This is a genomic window from Thermosynechococcus sp. TG215, from assembly GCF_031583455.1.
Taxonomy (GTDB): Bacteria; Cyanobacteriota; Cyanobacteriia; order Thermosynechococcales; family Thermosynechococcaceae; genus Thermosynechococcus.
Genome location: NZ_CP134178.1, coordinates 2,015,623 through 2,040,865, shown reverse-complemented (window position 1 = coordinate 2,040,865; position 25,243 = coordinate 2,015,623). Strand labels below are relative to the sequence as shown.

Sequence of the window (25,243 nt, the reverse complement as noted above, 5' to 3'; positions counted from 1 at the left end):
ATGCGCATTGCTCAAATCGCTCCCCTGTGGGAACGGGTACCGCCGCCAGCCTACGGGGGTGTGGAGTTGGTGGTGAGTCTGCTCACAGAAGAGTTAGTCAAGCGAGGGCACGAGGTCACGCTGTTTGCCAGTGGCGATTCCATTACCCAAGCCAAATTGGTTTCTACCTATCCCCACGCCATTCGCCTCGATCCCAATGTGCAGGAATATGCCGTCTATGAAGCTCTGCAACTGGGAGAAGTCTTTAGTCGTGCCAATGAATTTGATGTCATCCATTCCCATGTGGGCTATACGGCTTTACCCTACGCCAGTCTGGTGAAAACACCCGTTGTTCACACGCTCCATGGTCGCTTTACGACGGATAATGAGCGCATTTTCAGCCAATATCGCAACCAAAACTATGTCAGTATTTCCCATTCCCAGCGGCAACTACGGGATTTGAACTACATTGCCACGGTCTATAACGCCATTGCCGTGGAAACCCATCACTTCTATTCCCAGCCCAGCGATCCACCCTATTTGGCCTTCTTGGGACGGCTCTCCCCGGAAAAAGGCCCTCACCATGCCATTGAAATTGCTAAGCGAGTGGGCATCCCCCTGCGGATGGCCGGCAAAGTGGATCGGGTGGATCGCGACTACTTCAAGGAATTGATTGAACCCCACATTGATGGTGAATTGATCCAATTTATCGGCGAAGCAGATCATCCAACCAAGAATGCTCTCCTAGGTGGAGCGATCGCCATGCTCTTTCCGATTACGTGGCAGGAACCCTTTGGCCTAGTGATGATTGAGTCCATGGCAGCCGGTACGCCAGTGGTGGCGATCGCCAAGGGGGCAGCGCCTGAAGTGATTGAGCACGGCAAAACCGGTTTTCTGTGTCACTCCGTTGACGAATGTGTGGCGGCTGTTGCCCAAGTGCCGCAACTGGATCGCATGGCCTGTCGAGACTATGTTTGGCAGCGGTTCAGTGTTGAACGGATGGTGAGCGAGTATGAAGCAGTCTATGATACCGTTCTCGCCGACACCTTTGTCCATAATGGACATCGTAGGGGGACGATTGAACTGCTGGCCAGTTAGGTGTATCCCTGAACCCTGTGCAAAAGTGTTTCTTTGACCGTTATTCAAAAGGTGTATTTATGCAAGCATTATCAACCCGTACAGCAAAAAATACACTTCCTCGGGCGTTTGCCATGCCCCAACCGCAGGTGCCTGCCCGTCAACCCATTGCCTTGATTTCTGTGCATGGGGATCCCGCCGCTGATGTCGGCCATGAATCCGCTGGCGGCCAAAATATCTATGTACGGCAATTGGGGGAAGCCCTCGCGGCAGCCGGGTGGCACGTGGATATGTTTACCCGCAAAATCCATCCCGATGACCCCGATGTCATTGAACATAGCCCCCACTGTCGCACCATTCGCCTCGAGGCAGGCCCTCTGACCTATATTCCGCGTGAGAAACTCTTTGAGACCTTGCCGAAGTTTGTCGAAGCCTTCAAGGCTTACCATGCCAAATATGGCTATCCCCTGATCCACACCAATTACTGGCTCTCTGGCTGGGTGGGTTGGCAGTTGCGTCAGGAGTTGAATTTCCAATGGCTGCACACCTACCATTCCTTGGGGGTTGTCAAATATCAAGTGGCTTCCGAGCAAGCCCAACGGGATGAAACCCGCCTCATGGTGGAAAAAGCCATCCTTGAAAATGCCGACTGTGTGATTGTGACTAGCCCCCAAGAGGAAGCCTACCTACGGCGTTGGGTCTCCAAGGCAGGGCAAACACGTCTGATTCCCTGTGGCACGAATTTGCATCTCTTTTACCCCGTGGCCGATGCCCGTGCCCAACTGAATTTGCCTGCCGATGAGCCGATTGTGCTCTATGTGGGTCGCTTTGATCGCCGCAAAGGGATTGAAACGCTGGTGGCAGCGATGGCTCAAGTGCCCCAAGGGCGGTTACTGCTTGTGGGGGGGAGTGATCCGCAGCGCAGTGATGGTGCCGAACGGCGGCGCATTGAAGGATTAGTGCAGGAGTACAACTTGGGCGATCGCGTGACCTTTGTCGGGCAAATTGACCATGAGCGCTTGGCGGTTTACTACAGTGCTGCCAATGTCTGCGTTGTGCCCAGCTACTATGAACCCTTTGGCTTGGTGGCCATTGAAGCGATGGCCTGTGGCACGCCGGTGATTGCCTCTGCGGTTGGGGGCCTGCAATTCACGGTGATTCCCGAGGAAACAGGGTTGCTGGTGCCGCCTCAGGATGCCACCGCCTTGGCCAAGGCCATTCAGCGTATCTTGGCTAATCCAGCTTGGGCGCGTACCCTTGGGGAAAATGGCCGCGAGCGGGTGCAAACCCTCTTCAACTGGGAAGCGATCGCCCTCCAGATGGGGCAACTGTACCGGCAACTCTTTGCTGCCTCCCTCATGGGGAATTCACCGCGCTTAGAGACGGTTAAGAACACAGCCTCACTGACAACCGTGACTAAGGCGGCCTTAGCCTCCTAAGCTTCTTAATGACGTGGCAGAGTGGTTGAGGACAAGATTAAGCAGCATTCCCGTGTGGAGGGATCATCTCTATCTCGCCGCTCTGCCCAATTACTGATTGCCCTTGCTGTGAACAATTTGTTAAATTCTAGGGGGTTGTTTATCATTTTGTATCATTTCTAACATCCAATGGTGCGGTGGCGATCGCTTTTTCCCCTATGGCCTGATGTCATTCTGGCGGCACTGATTCTAGGTCCTTTGTTTGCGCCTTTCTTGGCCGCTAGTCATTTTCTTTTCTTGCCTAAAATTGCCCACATTATCTACACGATGGGCAATCATGTATGTCCGCAGCCAGAAATGGGCTTGATGCTCGCTCCCCCTTGGAAAATGGCGGTGTGTATGCGCTGCTATGGCACCCTTCTGGGCGTTCTCCTCACCCGTTGGTGGATTGAGCGTTCCACCACTGCCCGCGAGTGGTACTGGCTGCCGCAGTATGGTCTGGGGGGCTTTTTAGTGGCGGTGTTGTTAATGCTGTTTTATCCCCTTGAGTGGGCACTGCAACACTATGGCGTCTGGGGCTATTCCAATTGGATTGTCTTTCCCTTTGGGGCGATCGCGGGACTGGGCTTGGGATTACTGATCATGCCCCTGTTATATCCCAAACAGCGCCTTGCTACCTCCCGCTAGGGAGCAAACACCGAAATTTTGGTAGCCTCCGATACAAAAATTAACTGGGGCAACTTTCTACCATAGATTGTCGCTGTGGTGCGCCCAATACAGAAGGAGTAACCTATACATGGCAACGCCCCAAGAAATCTTGAATTTGATCAACAGCAAGTACGAGCTAATCGACTTGAAATTTATTGACATGCCCGGCACGTGGCAACACCTGACGGTTCACAAGAGCCAAATTGACGAAAGTTCATTTACCGAGGGTGTGCCCTTCGACGGCTCCAGTATTCGCGGTTGGAAAGCGATCAACGAATCCGACATGGTGATGGTGCCGGATCCGGATACGGCGTGGGAAGACCCCTTCATGAAAGAACCCACCCTGAGCATGATTTGCACCATCAAAGATCCACGCACCGGAGAACTCTACGATCGCTGCCCGCGCTCCATTGCCACCCGTGCCATTGAGTACCTAAAAGCCACCGGCATTGGTGATACGGCCTACTTTGGCCCCGAAGCCGAGTTCTTTGTTTTCGATGACGTTCGCTACGACCAAAACCAAAAGTCTGGCTACTACTACGTTGATAGTATTGAAGGTGTTTGGAACACTGGCCGCGAAGAAGAAGGGGGCAACCTTGGCTACAAAATCCGTGGCAAAGAGGGCTACTTCCCTGTTGCGCCGACGGATACACTGCAAGACCTGCGGACAGAAATGCTCTTAACGATGGCCAAGTGCGGTGTGCCCATTGAAAAACATCACCACGAAGTGGCCACAGGAGGTCAGTGCGAGTTGGGTTTCCGCTTTGGCACTCTCATTCAAGCTGCCGACTGGCTGATGACCTATAAGTACTGCGTCAAGAACGTTGCCCGCAAGCACGGTAAAGTGGCAACCTTTATGCCCAAGCCCGTCTTCAACGACAACGGTTCGGGGATGCACACTCACCAGTCGATTTGGAAAGATGGTCAACCGCTGTTTTGGGGTGAGGGCTACGCCAATTTGAGCCAAATTGCACTTTGGTATATTGGGGGTCTTCTCAAACACGCCCCAGCGCTGTTGGCCTTTACCAACCCGACAACGAACTCCTACAAACGACTGGTTCCCGGCTTTGAAGCCCCCGTGAACCTTGCCTATTCCCAAGGCAACCGCTCTGCCTCTGTGCGGATTCCTCTCACTGGTCCCAATCCCAAAGCGAAGCGCCTAGAGTTTCGTTGCCCCGATGCCACAAGTAACCCCTACCTTGCCTTTGCGGCGATGCTGTGTGCGGGCATTGATGGCATCAAGAATCAAATTGATCCGGGTAGCCCCTTGGATGTTGATATCTATGACCTCAGCCCCGAAGAACTGGCCAAAATTCCCTCCACCCCCGGTTCACTCATGGCGGCTCTGGAAAACCTGCAAAAGGATCATAGCTTCCTCACAGCGGGCGGTGTCTTTAGCGAAGACTTTATCCTCAACTGGATTCAGTACAAGCTGGACACAGAAGTGATTCCCATGTCCCTGCGTCCTCACCCCTATGAATTCACCCTCTACTTTGATGCCTAGGGCAGTGAATCCCTAGAGCCTCCCATTTAGGCACAGAGCACTTAGAGGCACTCATCAAGGGTTGCCTCTTTTATTTTTGTTGCCGATTCTTCTCTGACAGCGGTTTTGAGTGTGCCCGTAGTTGCCTAGGGCTGGAATTTCTGATAAGTTGGAGTGTTATTGAAAATTAACCTTCCCATTTTTGGGTGCAATGGCTGGGAAATGTCTTCCCTTGAGAATGAGGTTGTAGGGTCTGATGTTACGCGCGGGAATTGTCGGCCTACCGAATGTGGGCAAATCAACGCTGTTTAATGCCCTTGTGGCCAATGCCAAGGCCGAGGCGGCCAATTTTCCGTTTTGTACGATTGAACCCAATGTCGGTGTGGTGGCCGTCCCCGATGAACGGCTGGATGTATTGGCAAAAATTTCCCAATCAGCGCAGATCGTGCCGACACGGGTAGAGTTTGTGGATATTGCGGGTTTGGTGAAGGGAGCCAGCAAAGGGGAAGGATTGGGCAACCAGTTCTTGGCCAATATTCGCGAGGTGGATGCCATTGTGCACGTGGTGCGCTGCTTTGAAGATGAGGATATTGTCCACGTGGCAGGTCGCGTCAATCCTGTCGAGGATATTGCGGTCATTAACTTAGAACTTGCCCTTGCGGATTTAGCGCAAATTGAAAAACGGATTGAACGTACCCGTAAGGCAGCGCGATCGCAAAAAGAGGCACAGATTGAACTCACGGCTCTTGAAAAGCTCCTTGGCGTGCTCAATGAGGGACAGCCTGCTCGTCTGTGTCAACTGACGGAGGACGAAGAAGCCGCCATTCGCTTTCTGGGATTGCTCACCCGTAAGCCCGTGATCTATGCCGCTAATGTGGCTGAGCAGGATTTGGCCACTGGCAATGAATGGACAGCGGCGGTTCAGGAGATTGCCCAGCAGGAGGGGGCGGAGGTGGTGATTGTCTCTGCTCAGGTGGAGGCTGAACTTGTGGATTTGCCCGAGGGCGATCGCGCTGAATATCTTGCTAGCTTGGGGGTCACTGAAGGGGGCTTGCGATCGCTGATTCGCTCAACCTACAAGTTGCTGGGTCTGCAAACCTTTTTTACTACAGGGCCTAAGGAAACTCGAGCCTGGACGATTCCAGCGGGTGCCAAAGCCCCCCAAGCCGCAGGCGTTATTCACAGTGACTTTGAGCGGGGTTTTATTCGCGCTGAGACGGTGAGCTACGCAGACCTAGTGGCCTGTCAGTCCATGACGGTGGCTAAGGAAAAAGGCCTAGTCCGCAGTGAAGGTAAAGATTATGTTGTGCAGGAGGGGGATGTGATGCTCTTCCGCTTTAATGTTTAGCCCCTCCTGATTGGATGACAAGTTTATAGCAACGTTCCCACAATCGGATAAACCAAGGGCGGCACAATTAAGGCCATCGCCACCCCCACCGCTGCGATCGCGCTGAGCAGAACCGCACCAGCGGCACAATCCTTGGCAATGCGAGCGAGATCATGATATTGCTTACCAACGGTGAGATCCACCACCGCTTCAAGAGCCGTATTCAGCAGCTCTAGCCCCATGACAACACCAATCGTGAGCAAAATCACTGCCACCTCAACGGGGGGAAGTTTTAGCAAACCACTGAGGGCGATCGCGCTAAGACCAACTGCGGTGTGAATCCGAAAATTGCGCTGAGTTTGAAAGGCATAGACCACTCCCGCCCATGCATAACGGAAACTATTCAGTAAAGAGGGCGCCACACGGTAGGAGCGCTGTCGCAGTATGGTTATCCCTGATGTTTTCTCAGCGTAGGTGGCAAGAACTTTTTGTGTCATAACGTTACCCATCACACCAAACATTGGTCTTTAAGTGTTGACGCTGGATTCCATACACCTTAAAAAGTTTTTCAAAAAATTTGGCTGTTAACGCCTTCCATTTAAGCACATCCTTTGGGATTTCGTTCCTATGGATCATCGGGAGAATAGGGAGGGGCAAGACCCACTGCCCTAAGACACTCAGCCTGCTGGGCAAGCATGCGCGCCAATTGCGTCTCATCGGGATGATCCCAGCCCAAAAGATGGAGGAGGCCATGGCAAGCCAGCCAAGTCACTTCTATGGATAGAGAATACCCCCCTTCTCTGGCTTGCTTTCGGGCGGTGTCGCCAGAAATAATAATGTCCCCTAGGTACTCTGGTTCTGCAGGGGGCAGAGGAAGCCCGTAGTCACGGGTGGCAAAGGCGAGTACATCCGTAGGGGTGTCGCGATCGCGATACTGATAATTAAGCACCTGAATTTCAGCATCCGTCGTTAAACGCAGTGTTACCTCATAGGCCTTACCTTGGTTTGGTTCAACCATGGCAATCCACGTGCGAAACCACACTTGCCAAGGAAGTTCTGCCACCTCATTGCTCAGGGAAGGATCGTGAAGTTCTAGATAGACGGTAACCGTCATTTGTTTTTGCTGTGTTCTCACTAGCGGGTGAGGTAGGACAAGCCCACCAACAACGCCAACAGACCGATACTGGTGAGGGCAAAATGGGTCAGAGATTTGCCCCCCTTGCGTACCATGTTCCGCATGGCCAATTTGACATAACTGGGCTGCTCGACAGGGGAGGGCGTGGGTTCTGGGGACTCGCTCATGGGATTTCACTGCTATGGGCAATCTTCATGAATTTTAACAAAGGGTGCTTGACTTCAGTAGCGCGATCGCGGGCAATGATTGGCCACCGATTGCACTAGCCCCAAACCAATATAGGTTGCCAAAAGGGCAGAACGGCCATAGCTGAGGAAGGGCAAGGGAATACCCGTCACAGGAAATAGGTTCATGGTCATGCCGATATTGACCACCGCTTGGAACATCAGCATTGCAAAGAGACCAATGGCTAGGAGCGAGCCAAAATCATTGCGGGCGCTATTGGCAATTTGCAATAGCCGCAGGCCAATCAACCAAAACAGTCCTAAAACCAGCAGCCCCCCCAAAAAGCCTAATTCCTCACCGATGGCGGAGAAAATAAAGTCCGTGTGCTGCTCAGGGATAAACCCCAATTGTGTCTGCGTGCCGTGAAACAGCCCTCGCCCCCACAGTCCACCCGCACCAATGGCAATGCGGGATTGGATCAGGTGATAGCCCGCCCCCAAGGGATCCTTATCGGGATCTAAAAACATTAAGAGGCGGTCTTTTTGGTAGTCCTTGAGAACACTCCACAGCAATTGACCCAGTCCTGCCCCTGAAAGGTTCAGAACAATGCCGCCGATCGCCCCAATCCACCCCAAGGGCAGGTTTTGCCATGCCACAACCCCCATCCCTAATGTCCACAGGAACCACAGCACCAGATTGAGTGCATAGGGCAGCGGTAGGGCAAAGAGAATGGCCGCCACCAAAGGAGAGAGCATCAGCACAATCCAGCCCAAACGGGCATTGGCCCAATAGAGCATGCCCAAGGTGATGGCGCCAAAGACAAGGGAGGTCCCCAAATCAGGTTCGGATAAAATCAACCCTAGGGGCAAGACCGTTGCCGCAAACACCCGTAGAATACCCCTGAGGCCATTGGCAGGCACCCGCTGGAGAAGGGCAGCTTGGGTGAGGATGATCGAGATTTTGGCAAATTCTGAAGGCTGGAGGTTAAAGCCCGCAATGGGCAGCCAACTTTGGGCACCGTTAGCTTCCACACCAAATAAGCTCACAGCCAGTAGAAGGGCACAACTGATACCATAGACCCACCAATGGACTGAGATAAAGACCGATGTCGGCACCCGTGCCAGTAGGAAAAGCAAAATCGTCCCCACGCCCGCGATCGCCAGATGTTGGAAGCCATCCTTTTCGCCAATGTGCAGCTCGGCACTGTGAATGGCCACTGCCCCCAACAGCGTAATCAGCCATACGGCAATTAAAAGGAGCCAATCCATCCCCCGCCAAGGGTGGAGCCAAGCAGACCAGCGGCGTTGCCATAGCCGAGTTGTCCAAAACATCGCCCAATATCCTTCGTTCGCACTAGGCTGGAACAGTGGTGGTTTGATCAAGATTCCCATTCTAGCTTGAGTGGATCCATGCTTCGGTGGCGACAGGGTTGGTCAAGGCTTTTGTGGTCAATTTCGGGGCGGCTGCTGCTGGTGATGCTGCTGATTTCCCTATTACCGATGGGGATGGTGGTGCTCTACAACCAAACTGAAAGCGCTGAAATGATGAAGCGTTGGGAAATTGATGCCCTGCAACTGCTGGCGATCAGCAAAGCCCGTTCCCTTGATCAGCTGTTTCAGGATGCCCTCAATGATGCTCTCTTGGTAGCCAATGACAGTGACGTACGGTATTTCCTGAGGCGTGGGAGCCATAGTGCCATCGAGCAAGCGACGATGAATAACTTCCTCGAAGATGTCAAGAACCTGAACCCAGCCTATTATCAGGTGATTCTCCTCAACCGTGAGGGCCAAGCGATCGCAGGGACACGGCGTACCCGTCTGGGGCTAGACTACAAGAACACCCCCCTCTGGCAGCAGTCGGCAACAGCAGACTACTTCATTTCTCGGGTCAAAATCAATAGCGCGATCACTGAGCGACCCCTGTTTGTTGTCTTCCAAACGATTATTGATAGCAATAATGAACGATTGGGAGCAGTTCTACTACCTCTACAAGCGACCGCAGTCAAAGACATCGTGACCTACCTAGTGCCCGATATTCACGGTGAATCTTTTCTCATTGATGATCACGGTCTGATTCTGAGCACCACAAATCCTTACCTGAATTTGCATAGCATTGAACCACTCCCCCCCGAGATTCGCGACCAATATTTTCTCTTGACATCACCTCAACCCATTCCCACAGTGGCAGATCGCAGCTACACCTTGCGCAATGTCTTTCTCAAGGCCAAATCAAAAGAGGTCGGTGCTCTCCTCGCCAGTCGTTCTTCCGGAGGCGATGCCGATTATATCTATGCCTATGCGCCCCTGACCCGTCATCAGGGCGTTGTTGTGGTCAGTGTACGGTTGAGCGAGTTTCTAGCGCCCTTAGAGCGGTTGGCGACCCAAGGTTTCCTCAGTCTTTTCTTTGTTGGTGTTGGGGTCATTCTCATTTCCCTGATTGTGGCTCGTTCGATTACTAAGCCGATTCGTGCCCTTGTCAGTGCTGCCCACGCCCTCAAGCATGACCAGTTTAACGAGTTTAATCCCAGAGTTCTCAGGCACTATGCTCAAGGGAGTGATGATATGGCAGAACTTGCCCAAGTCTTTTTGGACATGGCACAGGCGGTAGAGCAGCGCCAAGATCAACTGGAGGAGGAACTGAGTGAACTAAAAATCGAAATTGACCAAGAAAAGCGAAAGAAATCCGTTGCCGAAATTACCAGCACCGACTACTTTCAAGAACTGCGCCAACGGGCACAACAATTGCGCCAAAGGGCCCATACCAAATCTCCCACTCCTGCCACACATCCACAGATAGGGCATACTGAGGGTGAAGCACGCAAAGATGAGCCACCCCTGCCAACATGAGCTTTCCTGCGCCGACTTTGGCTGAATTGCCCTTCCATCCCTACATTGATGGTTCAGGTCGGGTAGCACCGGATCTTAAGGGGGCGATCGGTCTCTATGCCATTTTTGATGCCACTGGCAGCGTACAGTATATTGGCTATTCGCGGGATATGCGACTGAGTTTGCTGCAACACCTTGTGCGTTGTCCGCAGCAGTGTCGTGGCTATAAGGCGATCGCCATCGAACGTCCCGATCGCCCGTGGCTAGAAGCTGTAAAACAACAGTGGCTAGCGGAATTGGGAACCGTCCCCCTCGGCAACGATCGCGATCGCCCCCAGTGGGAAAATGCCATTGATGTCAGGGAGCAAATGACCGAGGCCGAACGCACTGCATGGGCAAGTGCCGATCCATTGACGCAACCGAAACTGCTAAAACAGGTGGCGCGGCGGGTTGAAGCAGCAATTCTGGAACAGCTAAAGCAGCGATCGCTACAGGAGCCGCTGGTCTTTAACGCCAAACTGAAGGAAAGTGGACGGCTGGACCTCAAATGATGACTTCTCCCCCCCTGACCTCTAGCCAAATCTGGCAAATCAATCAACTTCTGCGCCAAGCGGGGCAGCGGGCACGGCAACTGGCACAGCAACCCTTTGAGGTCATTGAAAAGGGACGCCAAGACTTTGCCACCAGTATTGATCGCTTCTTGGATCGGCTGCTAAGTCAGAAATTTCGCGCTTGGTTTCCTGAGGATGGCATCATCAGCGAAGAAAATGCTGACTCCCAAGCGATCTTTCAAGAACCGAAAAATCGCTACTGGCTGATTGATCCCCTCGATGGCACGGATGATCTGATTCACCATCGCCAAGGTTACGCCCTCATGGTGGGCCTGCTGGCGCACTACAGTCCAGTGGCGGGTTGGATCTATGCTCCCAATCTGGATCACCTCTACTATGGCGGTAAAGATTGGGGACTCTTTCAGATGAGCAGTGGTGGCCCCCCTGTCCCCCTCTTACCCGTTTGCCCGCCCTCTCCTAATGAAGACCATTGCCCGATCATGATTGGCTATCGCGACTACCGCACCTACGGCGATGCAATTCATCGGGTGTTGCCCCAAGTGGAATTTCGCTTTCTGGGCAGTTTTGGCCTCAAGGTGATTGAAGTGATTTTGGGACGGGCGGGACTCTACCTCTACTTAAATCAGCGGGTGAAGCTCTGGGACACCACTGCCCCCTTGGCTTTAGCAACGGCAGCAGGTTTGGTGTGCACCGACTTGCAGGGAAATCCCTTGCGCTTTGATGCTACGGGGTTACAGGGACAGACCCTTGCCCATCAGCAACCAATTCTCATTGGCTGGCCAGAGTATATCGCTGCCTTGCGATCGCCCTTGGTGGAGGCGATTACCGCCGTTCAACTGTCCCTTGGCTCTACCTAGCATCTCTGAGAAATAGGCTATCGTGGGGCTAGAGTCTGCTTGGAGGCATCCCGATGGGGCGCTGGCACAGTTGGTCATTGGTAGGAATGGCGATCGCCACCGTCCATATTGCTCAGCCTTTTCCGGCTCAAGGGGTGAGCGTTACAGAAGTTGCCCGCATTGCCAAAAATATCACTGTGCTCATTGAAGGTACCAACAGCCATGGCTCAGGTATCCTATTGCAGCGCAAGGGCAGTACCTACGTTATCCTCACCGCCTACCATGTGGTTGAAAAGGCCGGCCAGTACACGGTGAAAACGGTTGATGGTCAGCGCTATGCCATGCAACCCAACTCCATTCGTCGCTTGCCCGGTGTTGATCTGGCCACGCTGGAAATTGAAAGCAACCGCGATTACACCCTTGCCACACTGGGAAACGCCGTAGAGGCAGTGGAGGGCATGCCCGTTTTTGTGGCTGGTTTTCCTGCTCAGGAGGCCTCGGTTCTGGGGGGCATTTACCAATTTACCGAGGGGCGGTTGACGGCCAATGCCTCGCGTCCGATTCAAGATGGCTATGCCTTGGTCTATAGCAATCCCACCTTGCCGGGGATGAGTGGCGGCCCTGTCCTCGATGAAAATGGCCGTTTAATTGGGGTTCATGGCAGTGCCGATATTGCTTCTACCCTTGTGCAGGAGGGCAGTGGCTCCAGTACTGTCTTTGTGAAACGCGGCTTTAATCTCGGCATTCCCATCAATACCTACTTGAGTTTGACCACACCGTCGCGGGAAACCACGGCTCTGCCTGCCCCGACCCCCCTGAAGGCAGCGGACTATTTCCTCGCCGCTGAGGAGCACTTCCAACGCAAGAATTTTGCCGCCGCCATTGACAACTATAGCCAGGCGATCGCCCTTAATCCTAACTACAGTGAAGCCTATCTGGGACGGGCCGTGGCGCAAATGTTTGCCCTTGTGCCTCACCAAGACTTTAATCAGCTCGGTGAAGAACTGGGAACCAAGTACCTGAGTCGTCTGACCCAAGGCAACCCTATTCTCAAGGATGCCTTTCCCCCCCACCCGCCCACCCCCATGCTGGATACGTTTGTCCGCAATATGGCTGAACGCCCCGGCACGATTCAGCAGGACATTGCCAAGGCGATCGCCCTCAATCCCCAGTACACCGAAGCCTATGGCATCCGTAGCTTTTTGAATTTGCTCCTCGGCAACTTTGGTACTGCCGTTGCGGATAGCGATCGCGCCCTTGCCCTCAGTCCCAACAACAGCGATCTGCAAATGATTCAATCCTTGGCGTTGTTTCTCAGTGGCGATTTTCGCCGCAGTATCCCCGTGTTTGATCGTCTCATTACCGCCAATCCCAAGAGCACCGACTATCATTTGCTGCGGGGAATTGCGGCTTTTCTCATGGGAGACTATGCCCTCAGTCGCCCCAGTTGGACAGCCTTGACGCAACTTACCCCCAAAGATCCCATCCCCTTTGCGGTGCGGGGTGTAACGTATCTCCTTGAACAGAACCCCAAAGCGAGCCTACCGGATCTGCGCCAAGCCGCTGAACTCTATCGCCAACAGGGGAATATGCAGTCCTACAACGAAATGATGGAGGCAATTCGTCAGATTGAGAACCGCTAGCGTTGCCACTGCTGCAAGAGCCAACGACCGAAACGAATCAGGTGTTCTTCAATCCAGAGAAACAGGCGATCGCACCACAGCAGGAGGCGTTCAAACCAGTGGAGTTCATAGCCAATCAGGGCAGCATCCACATCAAGAATTAACTGCTCTGGATTTGGAGGGACACTGGTGGCCGCAGTTTCTGAGGGTGGCGAATGGGCTAGGGAATCAGAGCGACTGCCTAGGCTAAGAAGGGTCTCCACGGGAGAAAAGACTGGCAAAGGATCCGTAGCCGCCAATAGCGGTGAATTTACGGCTGCCACCACTGGAGGTTGGAATCCCCCTAGCCAATAGGAGAGTTGACTCAGCCAGTCTGGGAAGGGCAGCTTGAAGGGGTTGAGATGGCGTTCAATCCAAGCCAGAACTTGCGCCTGTTGGGCAGGGGTGAGGGTATAAAGAATCTCGTTATCGCTGCCGATGAGCACCATCTGCTGGGTTTCTAGAAGGGTGGCAATCCCCTGCACCCGCACTTGGGACAGCGTATTTTTGCGGCCGAAGGGAAGGCGCGATCGCAACCAATGGAAGACAGCGGCTAGGGGAGACACTGGGGGTAGGACTAAATCCCCTTCACTAGCATCTGTTAACTGAAGTTGCCTTAGAAAATTGCCCACCAAACAGGACGGTGGGTTAGAGCCTGCTTTGAGCGATCGCTGCTGCCAACCCCAGAGCCAGTGATGCCGTCGCCGATACCACTGCCGAAGGTGCTGATAGTACACTGCCAAGGCATAGGCAATGCGTTGCTCAATTTGCCGCTGTTCTGTGGCGGTGAAGATTTTCAAGGGACGGGCAGCCTCATCCACAAGCAATAGGGATTTTGCGGCGCGATCGCAGGCAAGGTAAAAGGGCTGCCGCTGTGCCAAAGGTGCATCCTGTGGTGGTAACGTCTTGGACTGGGGTTGAAACCAGCGTTGCACACTAGCAATCCAGCGCTGCCACCAAGGAAGTGGACGGGCAATGGGGGCGATCGCCACCACCCAAGAGTCATCCTCCCCTTTCGTCAGGGAGAGGGCAGACATCACGGTTAGCAGTGCTTCATCGGCAGGGGGTGCCGCTGTGGGTTGCGCTAGGAGGCGTTGACGCATTCGAGAGACGCTGCCCATGAGTTGGGGGAGTCCCCGCTGCCAAACCTGTGCCAGAATGGCGCCAATCACTTGCAGCGTGCCACTGAGGCTGCTTTCAATTTGCCATAGTTGGCGTTGCCAGTGTTGCTGCCAACGGTGCCATTGCTGTTGCCAAAAGCTCAAGAAGCGACTCTGATAGGAAACTGCCATCGCAGCTTTGGGGGTAGAGGAATATAAAACTAGATTAGCGTTCTGAGGTGCTCAATAGGCACCTAGTATTGATCCCGTTTACCCCGCAACCGTGTAAAGGTTTGGAGGGGTGTGGTTGCCCCCACTGCTGCTTGAATGGTGCTGACTTCACAGCGTAAAAAAGGATTCGTTGCCTTTTCAACGCCAATCGTACTGGGAATCGTGCTTTTTCCTTGGGCGCGATCGCGACAGACTTGAGCATAGCGCTCTTGCAGGGCAGGATTATTGGCATCCACTGTCAGGGCAAAGCTGAGGTTCTTTTGGGTATATTCGTGGGCGCACCAGACCCGCGTTTGCTCCGGCAATTGCCGCAGTTGATTCAAAGACTCCAACATCTGTGCCGGTGTCCCCTCAAAAAGACGACCACAGCCACCGCCAAAGAGGGTATCACCGCAAAACAGATCGCCCGTTGCTGGCTCATAGTAGGCAATGTGACCGCGGGTATGGCCGGGAACAAACAGCACCTCAAAAGCATGTTCGCCAAAGGGCACGCGATCGCCGGCACTAAGAAAAACCGTTTGCTCTGGAATGCGGCCTTGATCTTCGCGGCTGCCATAGACTTCGATATTGGGGAAGCGCGATCGCAGGGCACGATTGGCCCCCACATGATCCCAGTGGTGGTGGGTATTGAAGATTGCCGTCAGTGTTGCTCTCAATTCCGCTAATTTGGCAAGAACAGGTTCTGGCTCTGCCGGATCCACCACTGCCGCTGTCGCCGTTTGCGGATCATGGAGCAAAAAAATGTAGTTATCTGTAAGGGCATTGAGGCGATAAATCATCATGGCCGTTGTTCCTGTACCCAGCGTCGCCAATTTTTCTCTGCCTCTACCTCATCCATTTTGGCCTCTGCCAAGAAGCGATAAAGGCATTCCTTGGGCACCCATGGAAACAAAGGGGAGCGATCGCACCCCTGATAGCATCCGTCCCACAACTGGAAAATTTGCCATTCCCGACCATTGTACCGCCATAGCTCCGGTACCCCCAAGGCCGCATACAGCTGGTTTTTATCGATATCGGTATGGGTCATGTCCACCTCAATCACTAAATCAGGCGGTGGATCAATGCTCAGATCAATGCTGCGGCCAGCCACCTGTGGTTGATGGTGGATGTAATAGGCATTATCTGGTTCTGCTCCTCGCTTCAGATCCGGTCGCCACAGGGTTGTTGAGCGCAGCGATCGCAGCCGCAGTCCTGTTTCCACCACCAGAATGCGCAAAAATAGACCCATTAGCTCACTGGCAAACTCATGCTCTTCAAGGGGCATCGTAATTTCAAGGATTCCGCGATCAAATATCAAGTGGGCAGCACGGGTTTGCGGCAGGGCATTAAGAATCTCTTGGTACTGCTGCCAAGTGAGGCCGTGGAGCGTGACACGCTGTTCGCCCGTAGTTGTGGTTAGGGTTTTCATGGCAAATCCCCTATGACTTTGGTATCAGCTTCCCACCTGTGGCACACAAATCAATGAGTTCACAGCCTTCGCACTGGGGTTGGCGCGCTTGGCAAACGGCGCGGCCATGGTAAATCAAGCGAATTGACCAGTTTTCCCAATCGGGCTGGGGAATCAGGCGCATTAAGTCCCGCTCAATTTTCACGGGATCCGTTTCTTGGGTCAGCCCCAGCCGCCGGCTCAGCCGCTTGACATGGGTATCCACCGTCACTCCCCCCAAAATGCCGTAGCCATGGGCAAGAACCACATTGGCTGTTTTGCGAGCTACCCCCGGCAGTGAAAGCAAATCTTCCATCACCTTGGGCACTTGACCCCCATAGACTTCGACAATGCGGCGGCAGGCGCCTTGGATATGGCGGGCTTTGTTGCGATAAAAACCAGTGGACTTGATGTACTGTTCTAGCTCAGCCAAATCAGCCATGGCAAAGTCCTCGGCATCGCGATAGCGAGCAAACAGCGCCGGTGTGACTTGATTCACCCGCTCATCCGTACATTGGGCAGAGAGAATCGTGGCTACCAGCAGTTGCAGCGGATTGGCAAAGTTGAGGCTACAGGTGGCATCCGGATAGAGGCGTTTGAGGCGGGTGAGAATTTCCAAGGCCCGTTGTTGCTTGGCGGAGAGGCGACGGGTAATAGCCATAGGTGGACTTAAAAGAGTTGCTGCACCCAGCCCAAGCCCGTGAGGTTCACGGTGTCCCGCACGATGAGGAACATCCCCAGTCCAAGGAGCAACACCAGCCCCGTTTGCATGACGCCCTCTTGAATGCGATTGGGTAAGGGACGACCCCGCAGCGCTTCCACCAGTAAAAAGAGCAGTTGACCGCCGTCAAGGGCTGGAAAGGGCAGAATATTAATAATTGCAAGGTTAATACTGATCAAGGCGGTAAAGGTAAAGAGCTGTTCAGCATTGGAGCGGGCAATATCCGCGCCCATCGCTACGATCGCCACCGGTCCAGAGACCTGTTGAGCCGCTTGATCAAAATGCTGGAAAAGTTCGCGAAACCCCTCTAGGGTCAGCACAATCACCCGCTGAAACTCCGCCGCAGCCGCCGTGACTAATTTAATCGGGTTTAAGGTGTGTTCACGGTGAATGTCGGCATGGGGGGCTAATTGAACGCCAATCCGGGCTTGACCATCCTCACTCACCTCTGGCGTGACGGTAATCTCTTGGATGTGTCCTTGACGTTGAATCGTCAGTGTCAGGGGTTGCTGCGGATGCTGCTGAATGGCTCGCATCAGGTTTGGTAAGCTATTGGCATCGGCACCCAAGGGTTGGCCATCCACCGCTAACACCAAGTCCCCCGGTTGAATGCCCGCTTTGGTGGCCACAAGGCTACTTTCCGGGACAAGGGCGGGAATGAGGACACCCTCATAGTAGGTGGCCTGACTAATGCCCATGACGCCCACTTGCACCAGCAGTAGCAAATAGGCAAAGACCAAGTTGGCAATCACCCCCGCGCTGATGACAATGGCGCGATCCAAAATCGGCCGGTTGCTCAGGAGATTGGGATCGTTGGCGGGAACGCTGCTATTGGGGTCATCGTCTGGGAATCCCACATAGCCCCCTAGGGGAACTAGGCGCAGGGCATACTCGGTATCCTTGCCTTGAAACTTCCAGAGGATCGGGCCAAAGCCGATGGAAAAGCGGTTGACATGAATGCCTTGGCTGCGGGCAGCGATAAAGTGCCCCCACTCATGGACAAAAATCAAGATTCCTAGGATGGCGATCGCCACCACGACTGCAACCATGGACATAGATTCAACCCAGTGCTACGCTGCGAATTGTTAACTCCCTTTTATTGTGACACCGAACTTCCCCTTGGATCGGTGATCTCGCCACAGCCCCTTGCATCATTTCTCAAACTTGTGCGATATATTGCAAAAATGCAACAAAGTGGGATGATAAGTAATTATTCTTAGTGGACGCTCCTGAGAGAGACCCATACAAACGTGCTATTTGAGACCTCAACGTTAAAGGGAATTTTCTACAATGTCTTTATTTGATTGGTTTGCAAATCGCCGTAAAGAAACCGCCTTGACCCCCATGCAGCCAGAGCGGGAGATCGCTGATGGTCTCTGGACAAAGTGCGAAGCCTGTGGCGTCATGATCTACAGCAAGGATCTGCATAGCCATCAACTGGTGTGCCCAGAGTGCGGCCATCACCATCGCGTCAGCAGTAGTGAGCGTATCCAACAACTGATTGACCCCCACACATGGCGCCCCCTCGATGAAAATTTGGTCAGTTGTGACCCCTTACAATTCAAGGATCGCAAGCCCTATAGCGATCGCCTGCGGGAATATCAAGAGAAAACCGGTCTCAAGGATGCCGTGCAAACCGGCCTCGGCCAACTCGAGGGTCTGCCAGTTGCCTTGGGGGTGATGGACTTTGCCTTCATGGGCGGTAGCATGGGCAGCGTGGTCGGCGAGAAAATCACCCGCCTGATTGAACGGGCCACTTGGGAGCAGATTCCCCTTGTGATTGTCTGTGCCTCTGGCGGTGCCCGCATGCAAGAAGGGATGCTCAGCTTGGTACAAATGGCGAAAACGGCTGCTGCCCTCGAACGGCATCGCAGTGCAGGTCTGCTATATATCCCCGTCTTGACCCATCCCACTGCTGGGGGCGTGACGGCTAGCTTTGCCATGTTAGGGGATATTATCATTGCCGAGCCAAAAGCAACGATCGCCTTTGCGGGGCGGCGGGTTATTGAGCAAACGCTGCGGGAAAAACTCCCCGATGACTTCCAAACCGCCGAATTTGTCCAGAAATGCGGCTTTGTGGATGTGATTGTGCCGCGGACTCACCTGAAGTCAACTTTGGCACAGTTAATTCGTTTACATCAACCGGTGACGCGTCATGTTTCCTCGACCCTGCTGCCCAAATCATTTCCTGTGATGGCAATGGCTGAGGAATAACAGCAGCAACCCCCAGATCAAGGGTTGTCCTAGGGCGATCGCTATACAATAGGGGATACCGCTCCCACACCGCAAGGGGTGGTCGTCACTGTGCTGTCTTTGCTGGCTCACCTGCTCTAATGCCTACCGCTCAAACTGATCAAAACCTCAAACTTTGGTGGGGCGTTCTCTATCCTGCCTATACCGATCACCCCATTTTGGCTGTCCCCAACTGTAACTCTGAGGGCACTGTGTTTGAGCAGGACACCAATCCTCCCAATGCCGCTGTCTTTTTTGACCCCCAGCACCGCTACCAACGCTGGGATCACCGTTACGCCTGTGATTTGCCCCAACTGGTGCAGGATCTACAGCCTGAGAAACCGACGCTCTTAGAAGCCCTCCGCGAAACGGCTCAGGATTGGGCACAGGGGTTAAACATTCTCGACCCCAGTGTGGTCATTCCCCATTTGCAAGCTCAATACCCTGACCTCAGTGCGGTGGCGATCGCCTACCTTGCCTTGCACCTTGTCTATCCCGAAACCATTCCAGCCATTCACGATGCGTGGCTAGATACCGTTTCCACAAGCAACTTACCGGCCAACTACTGCCACGGCATTATTCTCGACTACGATCACACAGCGCGCCCTCTGCAAGATGTCTGGCAAGACGACAACATTTCCGATGAGCAAATTTTCCAGTACCTAGAGGACATGATTGAGCTGTGGAAGACTCTAGAACCGTGGCACTGCCATTATTCCTTGCTCACAGTTAGGAATTTAGCCGTCAACCCTGACGATCAATTGCGGCTGCATCAACTGGACTTCACCTTGCCCCTAGTGAAAACCTTTGAGCGACCCACGCCACCCCCCAGCCTCGTTACTGTTTGGGAAGAGTTATTTCGCCATGCCTCTAGTCGTCGTCAAGCCGTTTTTATGCCGCTCTTGGTCTCCTTGAGCACGGCTCCTCTGGAGAAAATCTCAGAAATTCAGATGTTGCTCGACTCTCTCGCCTCCACCCTGCGCAGTGAACCCCTGCCAGACTTTGAGGAGGAGACAGGTGAAAGTACGGGTGACTTGATTAATGAACTGCCAGACATCACCCTCTCATCAGAATCACCAGAAGAGGACCATACCGCTATTGAGGATGCACCCACTGCCCTCTTACCGCGGCAACTGGTTCAAGTGGATGTTGCTGCCCAGACAGACACCGGGCGCGATCGCCACCACAACGAGGATTTTTACCTGATTGATCATCGGCAGCAAGTGCGTCTCACCCCCCAGGGGCAGCAGTTGGATGTTCAGGGACTATACGTGCTCTGTGACGGCATGGGGGGGCATGCAGAAGGTGAAATTGCCAGTTCCCTTGCCACTAAAACTGTTCATGAATACTTCGAGCAGACTTGGCCGTGGCAGGGAGAACTGCCGAGTGCGGAGGAAGTACGCAACGCTATTTACCGTGCCAATGAAGTCATTTTTGCCACTAATGATCAAAAAGGGAAAACCGGCAGTGGTCGCATGGGGACCACGCTTGTCATGGCTCTACTGCATAACTACCACCTACGCCTTGGCCATGTCGGTGATAGTCGCATTTACCGCTTCACCAAACGCCAAGGACTGCAACAACTCACCATTGATCACGAAGTCGGTCAACGCCTGATTCAACAAGGGGTAGAGCCTGAAATTGCCTACGGTCGTCCCGATGCCTATCAACTCACCCAAGCCCTTGGCCCCCGCAGCAATGAAGCCATTGCCCCTGAGGTTATAGACTTGGACATCGAAGAAGACACCCTGATTCTGCTTTGCTCCGATGGCCTTTCCGATAACCGCTGCCTCGAAACCCACATTATTAGCCATTTGCTGCCAATGCTGGATTTTAGTCTCCCCCTCAATCAGTCGCTTCATAAACTCATTGATATTGGAAATCAAGTCAATGGCCACGATAACTTGACGGCGATCGCCCTCCGCTTCAAATTGCGCTCTGTTCTTAACGCCCTATTTTAGACAGTATCTCCAGCAGACACTTTACCAAGTGGTACATTGCCTTGATCGCACTTAAAATAGTCCCTGAGGATAAAACTATCCTCATTAGCAAGTTTTTTACATAACGTCATATGAATTCTCGATGCTTAACAAAAGTGTTGCCCTACAGCTGGGTGATCCTGACTAGCTTGACCTCTTTTCTTGGTACACCCGCCCTTGCTGAAATTACCCCCGCTCCCAATGCCACTGGCACCACCGTAGAAACCGTCAACCATCAGTTCAACATTGGTGGCGGACAACGTTCTGCCGATGGCCAAAACCTCTTTCACCTGTTTCGTGATTTCAATGTCCAGCAGGGGCAAACCGCCAACTTTCTTTCTACCCCGCAAATTCGCAACATTCTTGCTGGCGTCAATGGTGGCAGTGCTAGTTATATCAACGGCGTGCTGCAAGTTACAGGCGGAAACAGTCATCTCTACCTCCTGAATCCTGCAGGTATTGTTTTTGGTCCGAATGCGCAGTTGAATCTACCAGCGGCATTCCATGCCTCGACAGCCCAGCGCGTTCACTTTGGCAATGGCCTCTTTGATCTCAATGGTTCAAACACCTACAGCCAACTCAATGGCTCCCCGATTGGCTTTGAATTTGCCAATAGAGGCATCCTAATTAATGAAGGCAATCTTAGGGTCAATGCTGGTCAATCCCTGACCCTGATGGCGCATCAGGTGATCAATACAGGTACCCTTGGCGCAGCAGGGGGCACGGTCAATGTTGTGGCGGTACCTGAATCAGGTCTGGTGCGCATTTCCCAAGAGGGCATGCTCCTCAGTCTAGAGATTCCCAAAGAGCGATTACCCGCCGCAGGCATTATTCAGCCAATTGATCTCCCGACGTTACTCACAGGGGGTAATGGCTATCCTGCCGTCAATAGCGTGATTCAAAATCCAGATGGCACGATTCATTTGGTTCACGACAGTACCAAGATTCCCCTAACCACAAATACAGCAGTCATTGGCGGCACGATTGATGTGAGTCATACCACCGGCGCCGGGGGTAAAATCACTATTGCTGGCCAAGGCAGTAATATTGCTCTGATTAATGCCCAACTGAATGCTGCGGGTAATACAGGGGGCGGCACAATTCTCATTGGTGGTGACTATTTAGGGGGAACAACAGGAACTGGCCGGCTAGGCAGTAGCTTCAATGCGCAAAACCTTTTTGTTAATGCCGGTACTCTTTTGAATGCTGATGCCACCCATCAGGGTAACGGGGGCACAATTATCAATTGGGCAGAGCACAACACACGTTTCTATGGCCAGATCAGTAGCCGTGGCGGTGCGCTTGGGGGAGATGGCGGCTTTGTCGAAGTTTCTGGCAAACAGTTTCTAGATTTTCAAGGCACAGTCGATACCACTGCCCTAAATGGTAACACAGGAACATTATTACTTGATCCGACAAACATATACATCACTGACAGCATGTATGATGTCAACATTACTTCCTCTTCGCCCTTTAAAGCACTATCAAACTCTTATCCAATTTCTGTGTTAACTATAGGAACGCTGTTATCAGCACTCAATTCCACAGACGTTGTCATAACAACAGACAGTACTTCTATGTCATCAGCTGGGAATATTTATGTAGAAACCTCAATTTCCAGCAGCTCGACAAACTCACTCACGCTACAGGCTGATAATGATATCATCATCGGCTACCCCATCTCGCTTCAGGGGAGCTTGGTATTACAAGCACAGGGAGTGATTCAAAATCAATCATCCTTCAATAATCCAATTAATATCAGTGCAGCAAACATTAGTGCCAATGCTCCCATACAAACTAATGGCGCCAATATCACCCTCCAAGCTAGTGGCAATATCTTCCTTCCTTCTAGTGGCAATGTTCTCAGTACATCAGGTGGAAGTATTAATCTACAGAGTAGTGGGGGTACGATTTCCCTTGGAGGTTTAGTTAATGCATCTGCAGGCAGCATTCAATTCAGTGGTAACACAGCTCTACTGAACTCAACGAGCTTTTCAGGGAAAAATATTACATTCAATGGCAATATCAATGGCAATCATTCTTTGAATATTGACTCAACAGGTCAAACCGTAGTTTTAGGAACAATCAACACTGCAAGTCTAAGCATCAATGCTCTTAGTAATATTCAGCTGAACAATGTCACCACTAGTTCAGGTATTAGTCTAGACTCGGCATCTAATATTACTGCTGGTAATTTGCAAGTAACTCAAAGTAGTGGTACTGTCGGCGTAGTTGCTTTTAATGACATCACTCTCGGCAACCTAATCAGTGCAGGCGGAGCGATCGCAGTCTTTTCAAGAAGCGGGGGTATTTCAACTGGCAATATCAACAGCAACGGTGGTTTTGTTTATCTTGATTCCATAACTGACATAACAACTGGCAATATTACGACTCACGGCGGTGATTTGGCTGCTGTTGCCTACAGGGGTGCTTTAACAATAGGTAATATCAATACAGCTGGCAGTGGTGGCAATGTTACACTGTTTGCGCCTACGATTACGACGGGTGATATCTTCACCAACGGTGGTAACTTCTTAGCTTGGACTGGTGATTTCCCTATTCCAACCTCTAGAGGTACGATTGATCCAATTCCGGATGATGATGATGATTTAACACTGCCTGATCTATTCACTAACCTCCAGACAATACCCAGCGGCAACTTAACGCTGGGCCATTTGACGACTGGTGGTGGGGATGTCAACCTAAGGGGCGGCAATCTAGTTTTCAACTGGATTAATGCTGGGGCGGGCAGTGTTGATATTTATGCGCAAAATTCACTGCGTGGCTTGGGTACGTTTGTTTCCAATGGTGTACCTACCACGATATGGGGTGACTCAGTGAATATCTTTATCAACAATGCCACTCCATTTTTAGTGGGCAATTCCGAAAGGAATGGAACTGCAGGAGCAATTCAAGCCGAGGGATCGATTATTCCTGTACCCACAACACTTTTAGGTCTTGTGGAGGTCGGAAATATTCGTTTTGAAAATACAGGTAAAAATCTTGCCGATAGGAGCTTCGTTCCTTCTGAAAAAATCAATCCTCTCTTAGAACCCCCTACACCAGCCATCTCCGATCCCCTTAAAGTACCTACCGCTCCCCCTGAAATTCTCTTGACTAGAGATATCGAGACTGCCCTAGCTAGCAATAACATTGAGGGTGCGCTGGCGTTACTCGATCTACGGGGCTGTCAAGAAGTCAGCAGTTACCTACAACGTACTTGTGATAGGCAAGATTTCTCCCTTGAGGATTTACAGGCAGCCCTCAATGAAATTGCCAAGCAAACAGGTAAAAAGCCAGCGGTCATTTATACCCTAGCCCGGCCTGACCAATTTGATCTCATCTTGGTTACCCCAGAGGGGAGGCCGCTTTATACACCCCTACAGAACGTGGGACGTGAACAGTTATTGAAAACAGTGGATACTTTGACTAACAGGGTGCGTGATCCACGCCTGATCAATACCCGTACTTATCTACCGGCGGCACAACAGCTTTACCAATGGTTGATTGCCCCCTTGCGTGCTAACTTGAATGCCCAGGGCATTGATACACTGGTCTTTGTTCTAGACAGTGGTATGCGTAGCCTTCCCTTGGCAGCGCTCCATGATGGTCAAAACTTTCTTGTAGAGCAATTTAGTACGGCGCTGGTTCCCAGTATAAGGCTCATAGATATTCGCTACCGCAGTATTCAACGGGAACCCATCTTAGCAATGGGGGCATCGGAATTCCCAGATCAGTCCCCCTTGCCGATGGCGACCCTAGAGGTGGCGCAGATTGTTAAAAACCTAGGAGGAGGCCAAGCCTTTCTCAATGAGGCCTTTACAATTGCTAATTTTAGACAACAGCGCCGTCAAGGAATCTATCCTGTGATCCATTTGGCCACTCACGCTGAGTTTCAACCGGGGGCTGCAGAAAATTCCTACATTGCTTTTAGGGATGGGCGATTGAATCTTTTGCAGTTCCAAGGCTTACAGCTTAACCGTCCCCAAGCAGAATTGTTGACCCTCAGTGCCTGCCGCACGGCGGTTGGAGATTTGGATGCAGAACTGGGGTTTGCAGGTCTGGCGGTACAGGCGGGGGCGAAGTCGGTGCTGGCCAGTTTGTGGTATGTCAGCGATGAGGGGACGTTGGCGCTGATGACTACTTTCTACGATTTGTTAAATACGGTACCCATTAAGGCCGAGGCGCTACGGCAAGCGCAGCTAGCAATGCTGGGCGGCAATATTCGCATTCAAGACAATGAACTGCAAACAATTCGTGGCCGCATTCCGTTACCCCCAGAAGTTACCCAAGGGGCTGGTCGTCGTTCCCTCGATCATCCCTACTACTGGGCTGCCTTTACCATGGTAGGGGTTCCATGGTAGGGAT

General features: G+C 52.5%; 21 protein-coding genes. 12 read left to right on the top strand and 9 right to left on the bottom strand.

Annotated features, from left to right (window positions below; genetic code table 11):
- The 5 genes from RHJ02_RS09980 (at nucleotide 1) to ychF (ending at nucleotide 6,013) form a co-directional block, all read left to right on the top strand.
- A complete protein-coding gene (locus RHJ02_RS09980) occupies nucleotides 1-1,077 on the top strand; it encodes a glycosyltransferase family 4 protein (RefSeq protein WP_149819063.1) in 1,077 nt (358 codons plus the stop codon).
- A gap of 59 nt (nucleotides 1,078-1,136) precedes the next feature.
- Nucleotides 1,137-2,495, top strand: a complete 1,359-nt coding sequence (locus RHJ02_RS09975) for a glycosyltransferase family 1 protein (RefSeq protein ID WP_286669056.1) — start codon at nucleotides 1,137-1,139, stop codon at nucleotides 2,493-2,495.
- Nucleotides 2,496-2,663: 168 nt separating this feature from the next.
- Complete coding sequence (locus RHJ02_RS09970) at nucleotides 2,664-3,161, top strand: DUF2085 domain-containing protein (RefSeq protein ID WP_149819059.1); 498 nt, start codon at nucleotides 2,664-2,666, stop codon at nucleotides 3,159-3,161.
- Between the two features lie 109 nt (nucleotides 3,162-3,270).
- Nucleotides 3,271-4,686, top strand: coding sequence for a type I glutamate--ammonia ligase (gene glnA / locus RHJ02_RS09965; RefSeq protein ID WP_286669055.1), 1,416 nt, complete (start codon nucleotides 3,271-3,273; stop codon nucleotides 4,684-4,686).
- Nucleotides 4,687-4,921: 235 nt separating this feature from the next.
- A complete protein-coding gene (gene ychF / locus RHJ02_RS09960; RefSeq protein ID WP_286627033.1) occupies nucleotides 4,922-6,013 on the top strand; it encodes a redox-regulated ATPase YchF in 1,092 nt (363 codons plus the stop codon).
- Nucleotides 6,014-6,036: 23 nt separating this feature from the next.
- Here ychF and RHJ02_RS09955 read toward each other — a convergent pair whose 3' ends face one another.
- The 4 genes from RHJ02_RS09955 to rodA all read right to left on the bottom strand — a co-directional run bounded on the left by RHJ02_RS09955 (nucleotide 6,037) and on the right by rodA (nucleotide 8,623).
- Nucleotides 6,037-6,489: a diacylglycerol kinase family protein gene (locus RHJ02_RS09955; RefSeq protein WP_286627031.1), complete on the bottom strand. Its 453-nt coding sequence runs from the start codon at nucleotides 6,487-6,489 to the stop codon at nucleotides 6,037-6,039.
- A gap of 128 nt (nucleotides 6,490-6,617) precedes the next feature.
- On the bottom strand, nucleotides 6,618-7,106 hold the full coding sequence (ybeY, locus tag RHJ02_RS09950; RefSeq protein ID WP_286627029.1) for an rRNA maturation RNase YbeY: 489 nt from the start codon (nucleotides 7,104-7,106) through the stop codon (nucleotides 6,618-6,620).
- Nucleotides 7,107-7,126: 20 nt separating this feature from the next.
- A complete protein-coding gene (locus RHJ02_RS09945; protein ID WP_149819048.1) occupies nucleotides 7,127-7,294 on the bottom strand; it encodes a DUF3285 domain-containing protein in 168 nt (55 codons plus the stop codon).
- A 54-nt stretch (nucleotides 7,295-7,348) separates the two neighbouring features.
- Nucleotides 7,349-8,623 (bottom strand): rod shape-determining protein RodA, encoded by a 1,275-nt coding sequence (gene rodA / locus RHJ02_RS09940; RefSeq protein ID WP_286627028.1) that lies wholly within the window; start codon nucleotides 8,621-8,623, stop codon nucleotides 7,349-7,351.
- A 78-nt stretch (nucleotides 8,624-8,701) separates the two neighbouring features.
- On the opposite strand from rodA, the gene RHJ02_RS09935 reads away from it, so the two are divergent.
- The 4 genes from RHJ02_RS09935 to RHJ02_RS09920 are packed head-to-tail and all read left to right on the top strand — an operon-like array spanning nucleotide 8,702 to nucleotide 13,168.
- Nucleotides 8,702-10,138: a cache domain-containing protein gene (locus tag RHJ02_RS09935; RefSeq protein WP_286627026.1), complete on the top strand. Its 1,437-nt coding sequence runs from the start codon at nucleotides 8,702-8,704 to the stop codon at nucleotides 10,136-10,138.
- Nucleotides 10,135-10,668, top strand: a complete 534-nt coding sequence (locus RHJ02_RS09930; protein WP_286627024.1) for a GIY-YIG nuclease family protein — start codon at nucleotides 10,135-10,137, stop codon at nucleotides 10,666-10,668. The genes RHJ02_RS09935 and RHJ02_RS09930 overlap by 4 nt, the downstream gene beginning before the upstream one ends.
- Entirely contained in the window at nucleotides 10,665-11,546 is an 882-nt protein-coding gene (locus tag RHJ02_RS09925) for a 3'(2'),5'-bisphosphate nucleotidase CysQ (protein WP_286649962.1), read from the top strand. The genes RHJ02_RS09930 and RHJ02_RS09925 overlap by 4 nt, the downstream gene beginning before the upstream one ends.
- Before the next feature lie 53 nt (nucleotides 11,547-11,599).
- Nucleotides 11,600-13,168, top strand: a complete 1,569-nt coding sequence (locus RHJ02_RS09920; protein WP_310742988.1) for a trypsin-like peptidase domain-containing protein — start codon at nucleotides 11,600-11,602, stop codon at nucleotides 13,166-13,168.
- On the opposite strand, the gene RHJ02_RS09915 is transcribed toward RHJ02_RS09920, so the two are convergent.
- The 5 genes from RHJ02_RS09915 to rseP all read right to left on the bottom strand — a co-directional run bounded on the left by RHJ02_RS09915 (nucleotide 13,165) and on the right by rseP (nucleotide 17,719).
- Nucleotides 13,165-14,478 (bottom strand): hypothetical protein, encoded by a 1,314-nt coding sequence (locus RHJ02_RS09915; RefSeq protein WP_310800179.1) that lies wholly within the window; start codon nucleotides 14,476-14,478, stop codon nucleotides 13,165-13,167. The two genes, RHJ02_RS09920 and RHJ02_RS09915, sit on opposite strands and share 4 nt — an antisense overlap.
- 62 nt (nucleotides 14,479-14,540) lie before the next feature.
- Nucleotides 14,541-15,299 carry a hydroxyacylglutathione hydrolase gene (gene gloB / locus RHJ02_RS09910; RefSeq protein ID WP_310800576.1) on the bottom strand — a complete coding sequence of 253 codons (759 nt, stop codon included), beginning with the start codon at nucleotides 15,297-15,299 and terminating at the stop codon, nucleotides 14,541-14,543.
- Complete coding sequence (locus RHJ02_RS09905) at nucleotides 15,296-15,925, bottom strand: Uma2 family endonuclease (RefSeq protein ID WP_302678195.1); 630 nt, start codon at nucleotides 15,923-15,925, stop codon at nucleotides 15,296-15,298. Before RHJ02_RS09905 ends, gloB begins: the two co-directional genes overlap by 4 nt.
- A gap of 10 nt (nucleotides 15,926-15,935) precedes the next feature.
- Complete coding sequence (gene nth / locus RHJ02_RS09900) at nucleotides 15,936-16,604, bottom strand: endonuclease III (RefSeq protein ID WP_206200023.1); 669 nt, start codon at nucleotides 16,602-16,604, stop codon at nucleotides 15,936-15,938.
- 8 nt (nucleotides 16,605-16,612) lie between these two features.
- Nucleotides 16,613-17,719: an RIP metalloprotease RseP gene (gene rseP / locus RHJ02_RS09895; RefSeq protein ID WP_310742986.1), complete on the bottom strand. Its 1,107-nt coding sequence runs from the start codon at nucleotides 17,717-17,719 to the stop codon at nucleotides 16,613-16,615.
- Nucleotides 17,720-17,954: 235 nt separating this feature from the next.
- Here rseP and accD point away from each other — a divergent pair, with 235 nt between their 5' ends.
- The 3 genes from accD to RHJ02_RS09880 all read left to right on the top strand — a co-directional run bounded on the left by accD (nucleotide 17,955) and on the right by RHJ02_RS09880 (nucleotide 25,239).
- The gene (gene accD / locus RHJ02_RS09890; RefSeq protein WP_206200021.1) at nucleotides 17,955-18,878 is read left to right on the top strand and encodes an acetyl-CoA carboxylase, carboxyltransferase subunit beta; all 924 of its coding nucleotides are present in this window, start codon (nucleotides 17,955-17,957) and stop codon (nucleotides 18,876-18,878) included.
- Between the two features lie 119 nt (nucleotides 18,879-18,997).
- The gene (locus tag RHJ02_RS09885; RefSeq protein WP_310800178.1) at nucleotides 18,998-20,857 is read left to right on the top strand and encodes a serine/threonine phosphatase; all 1,860 of its coding nucleotides are present in this window, start codon (nucleotides 18,998-19,000) and stop codon (nucleotides 20,855-20,857) included.
- 167 nt (nucleotides 20,858-21,024) lie between these two features.
- The gene (locus RHJ02_RS09880) at nucleotides 21,025-25,239 is read left to right on the top strand and encodes a CHAT domain-containing protein (RefSeq protein WP_310800177.1); all 4,215 of its coding nucleotides are present in this window, start codon (nucleotides 21,025-21,027) and stop codon (nucleotides 25,237-25,239) included.
- Nucleotides 25,240-25,243: the final 4 nt, after the last annotated feature.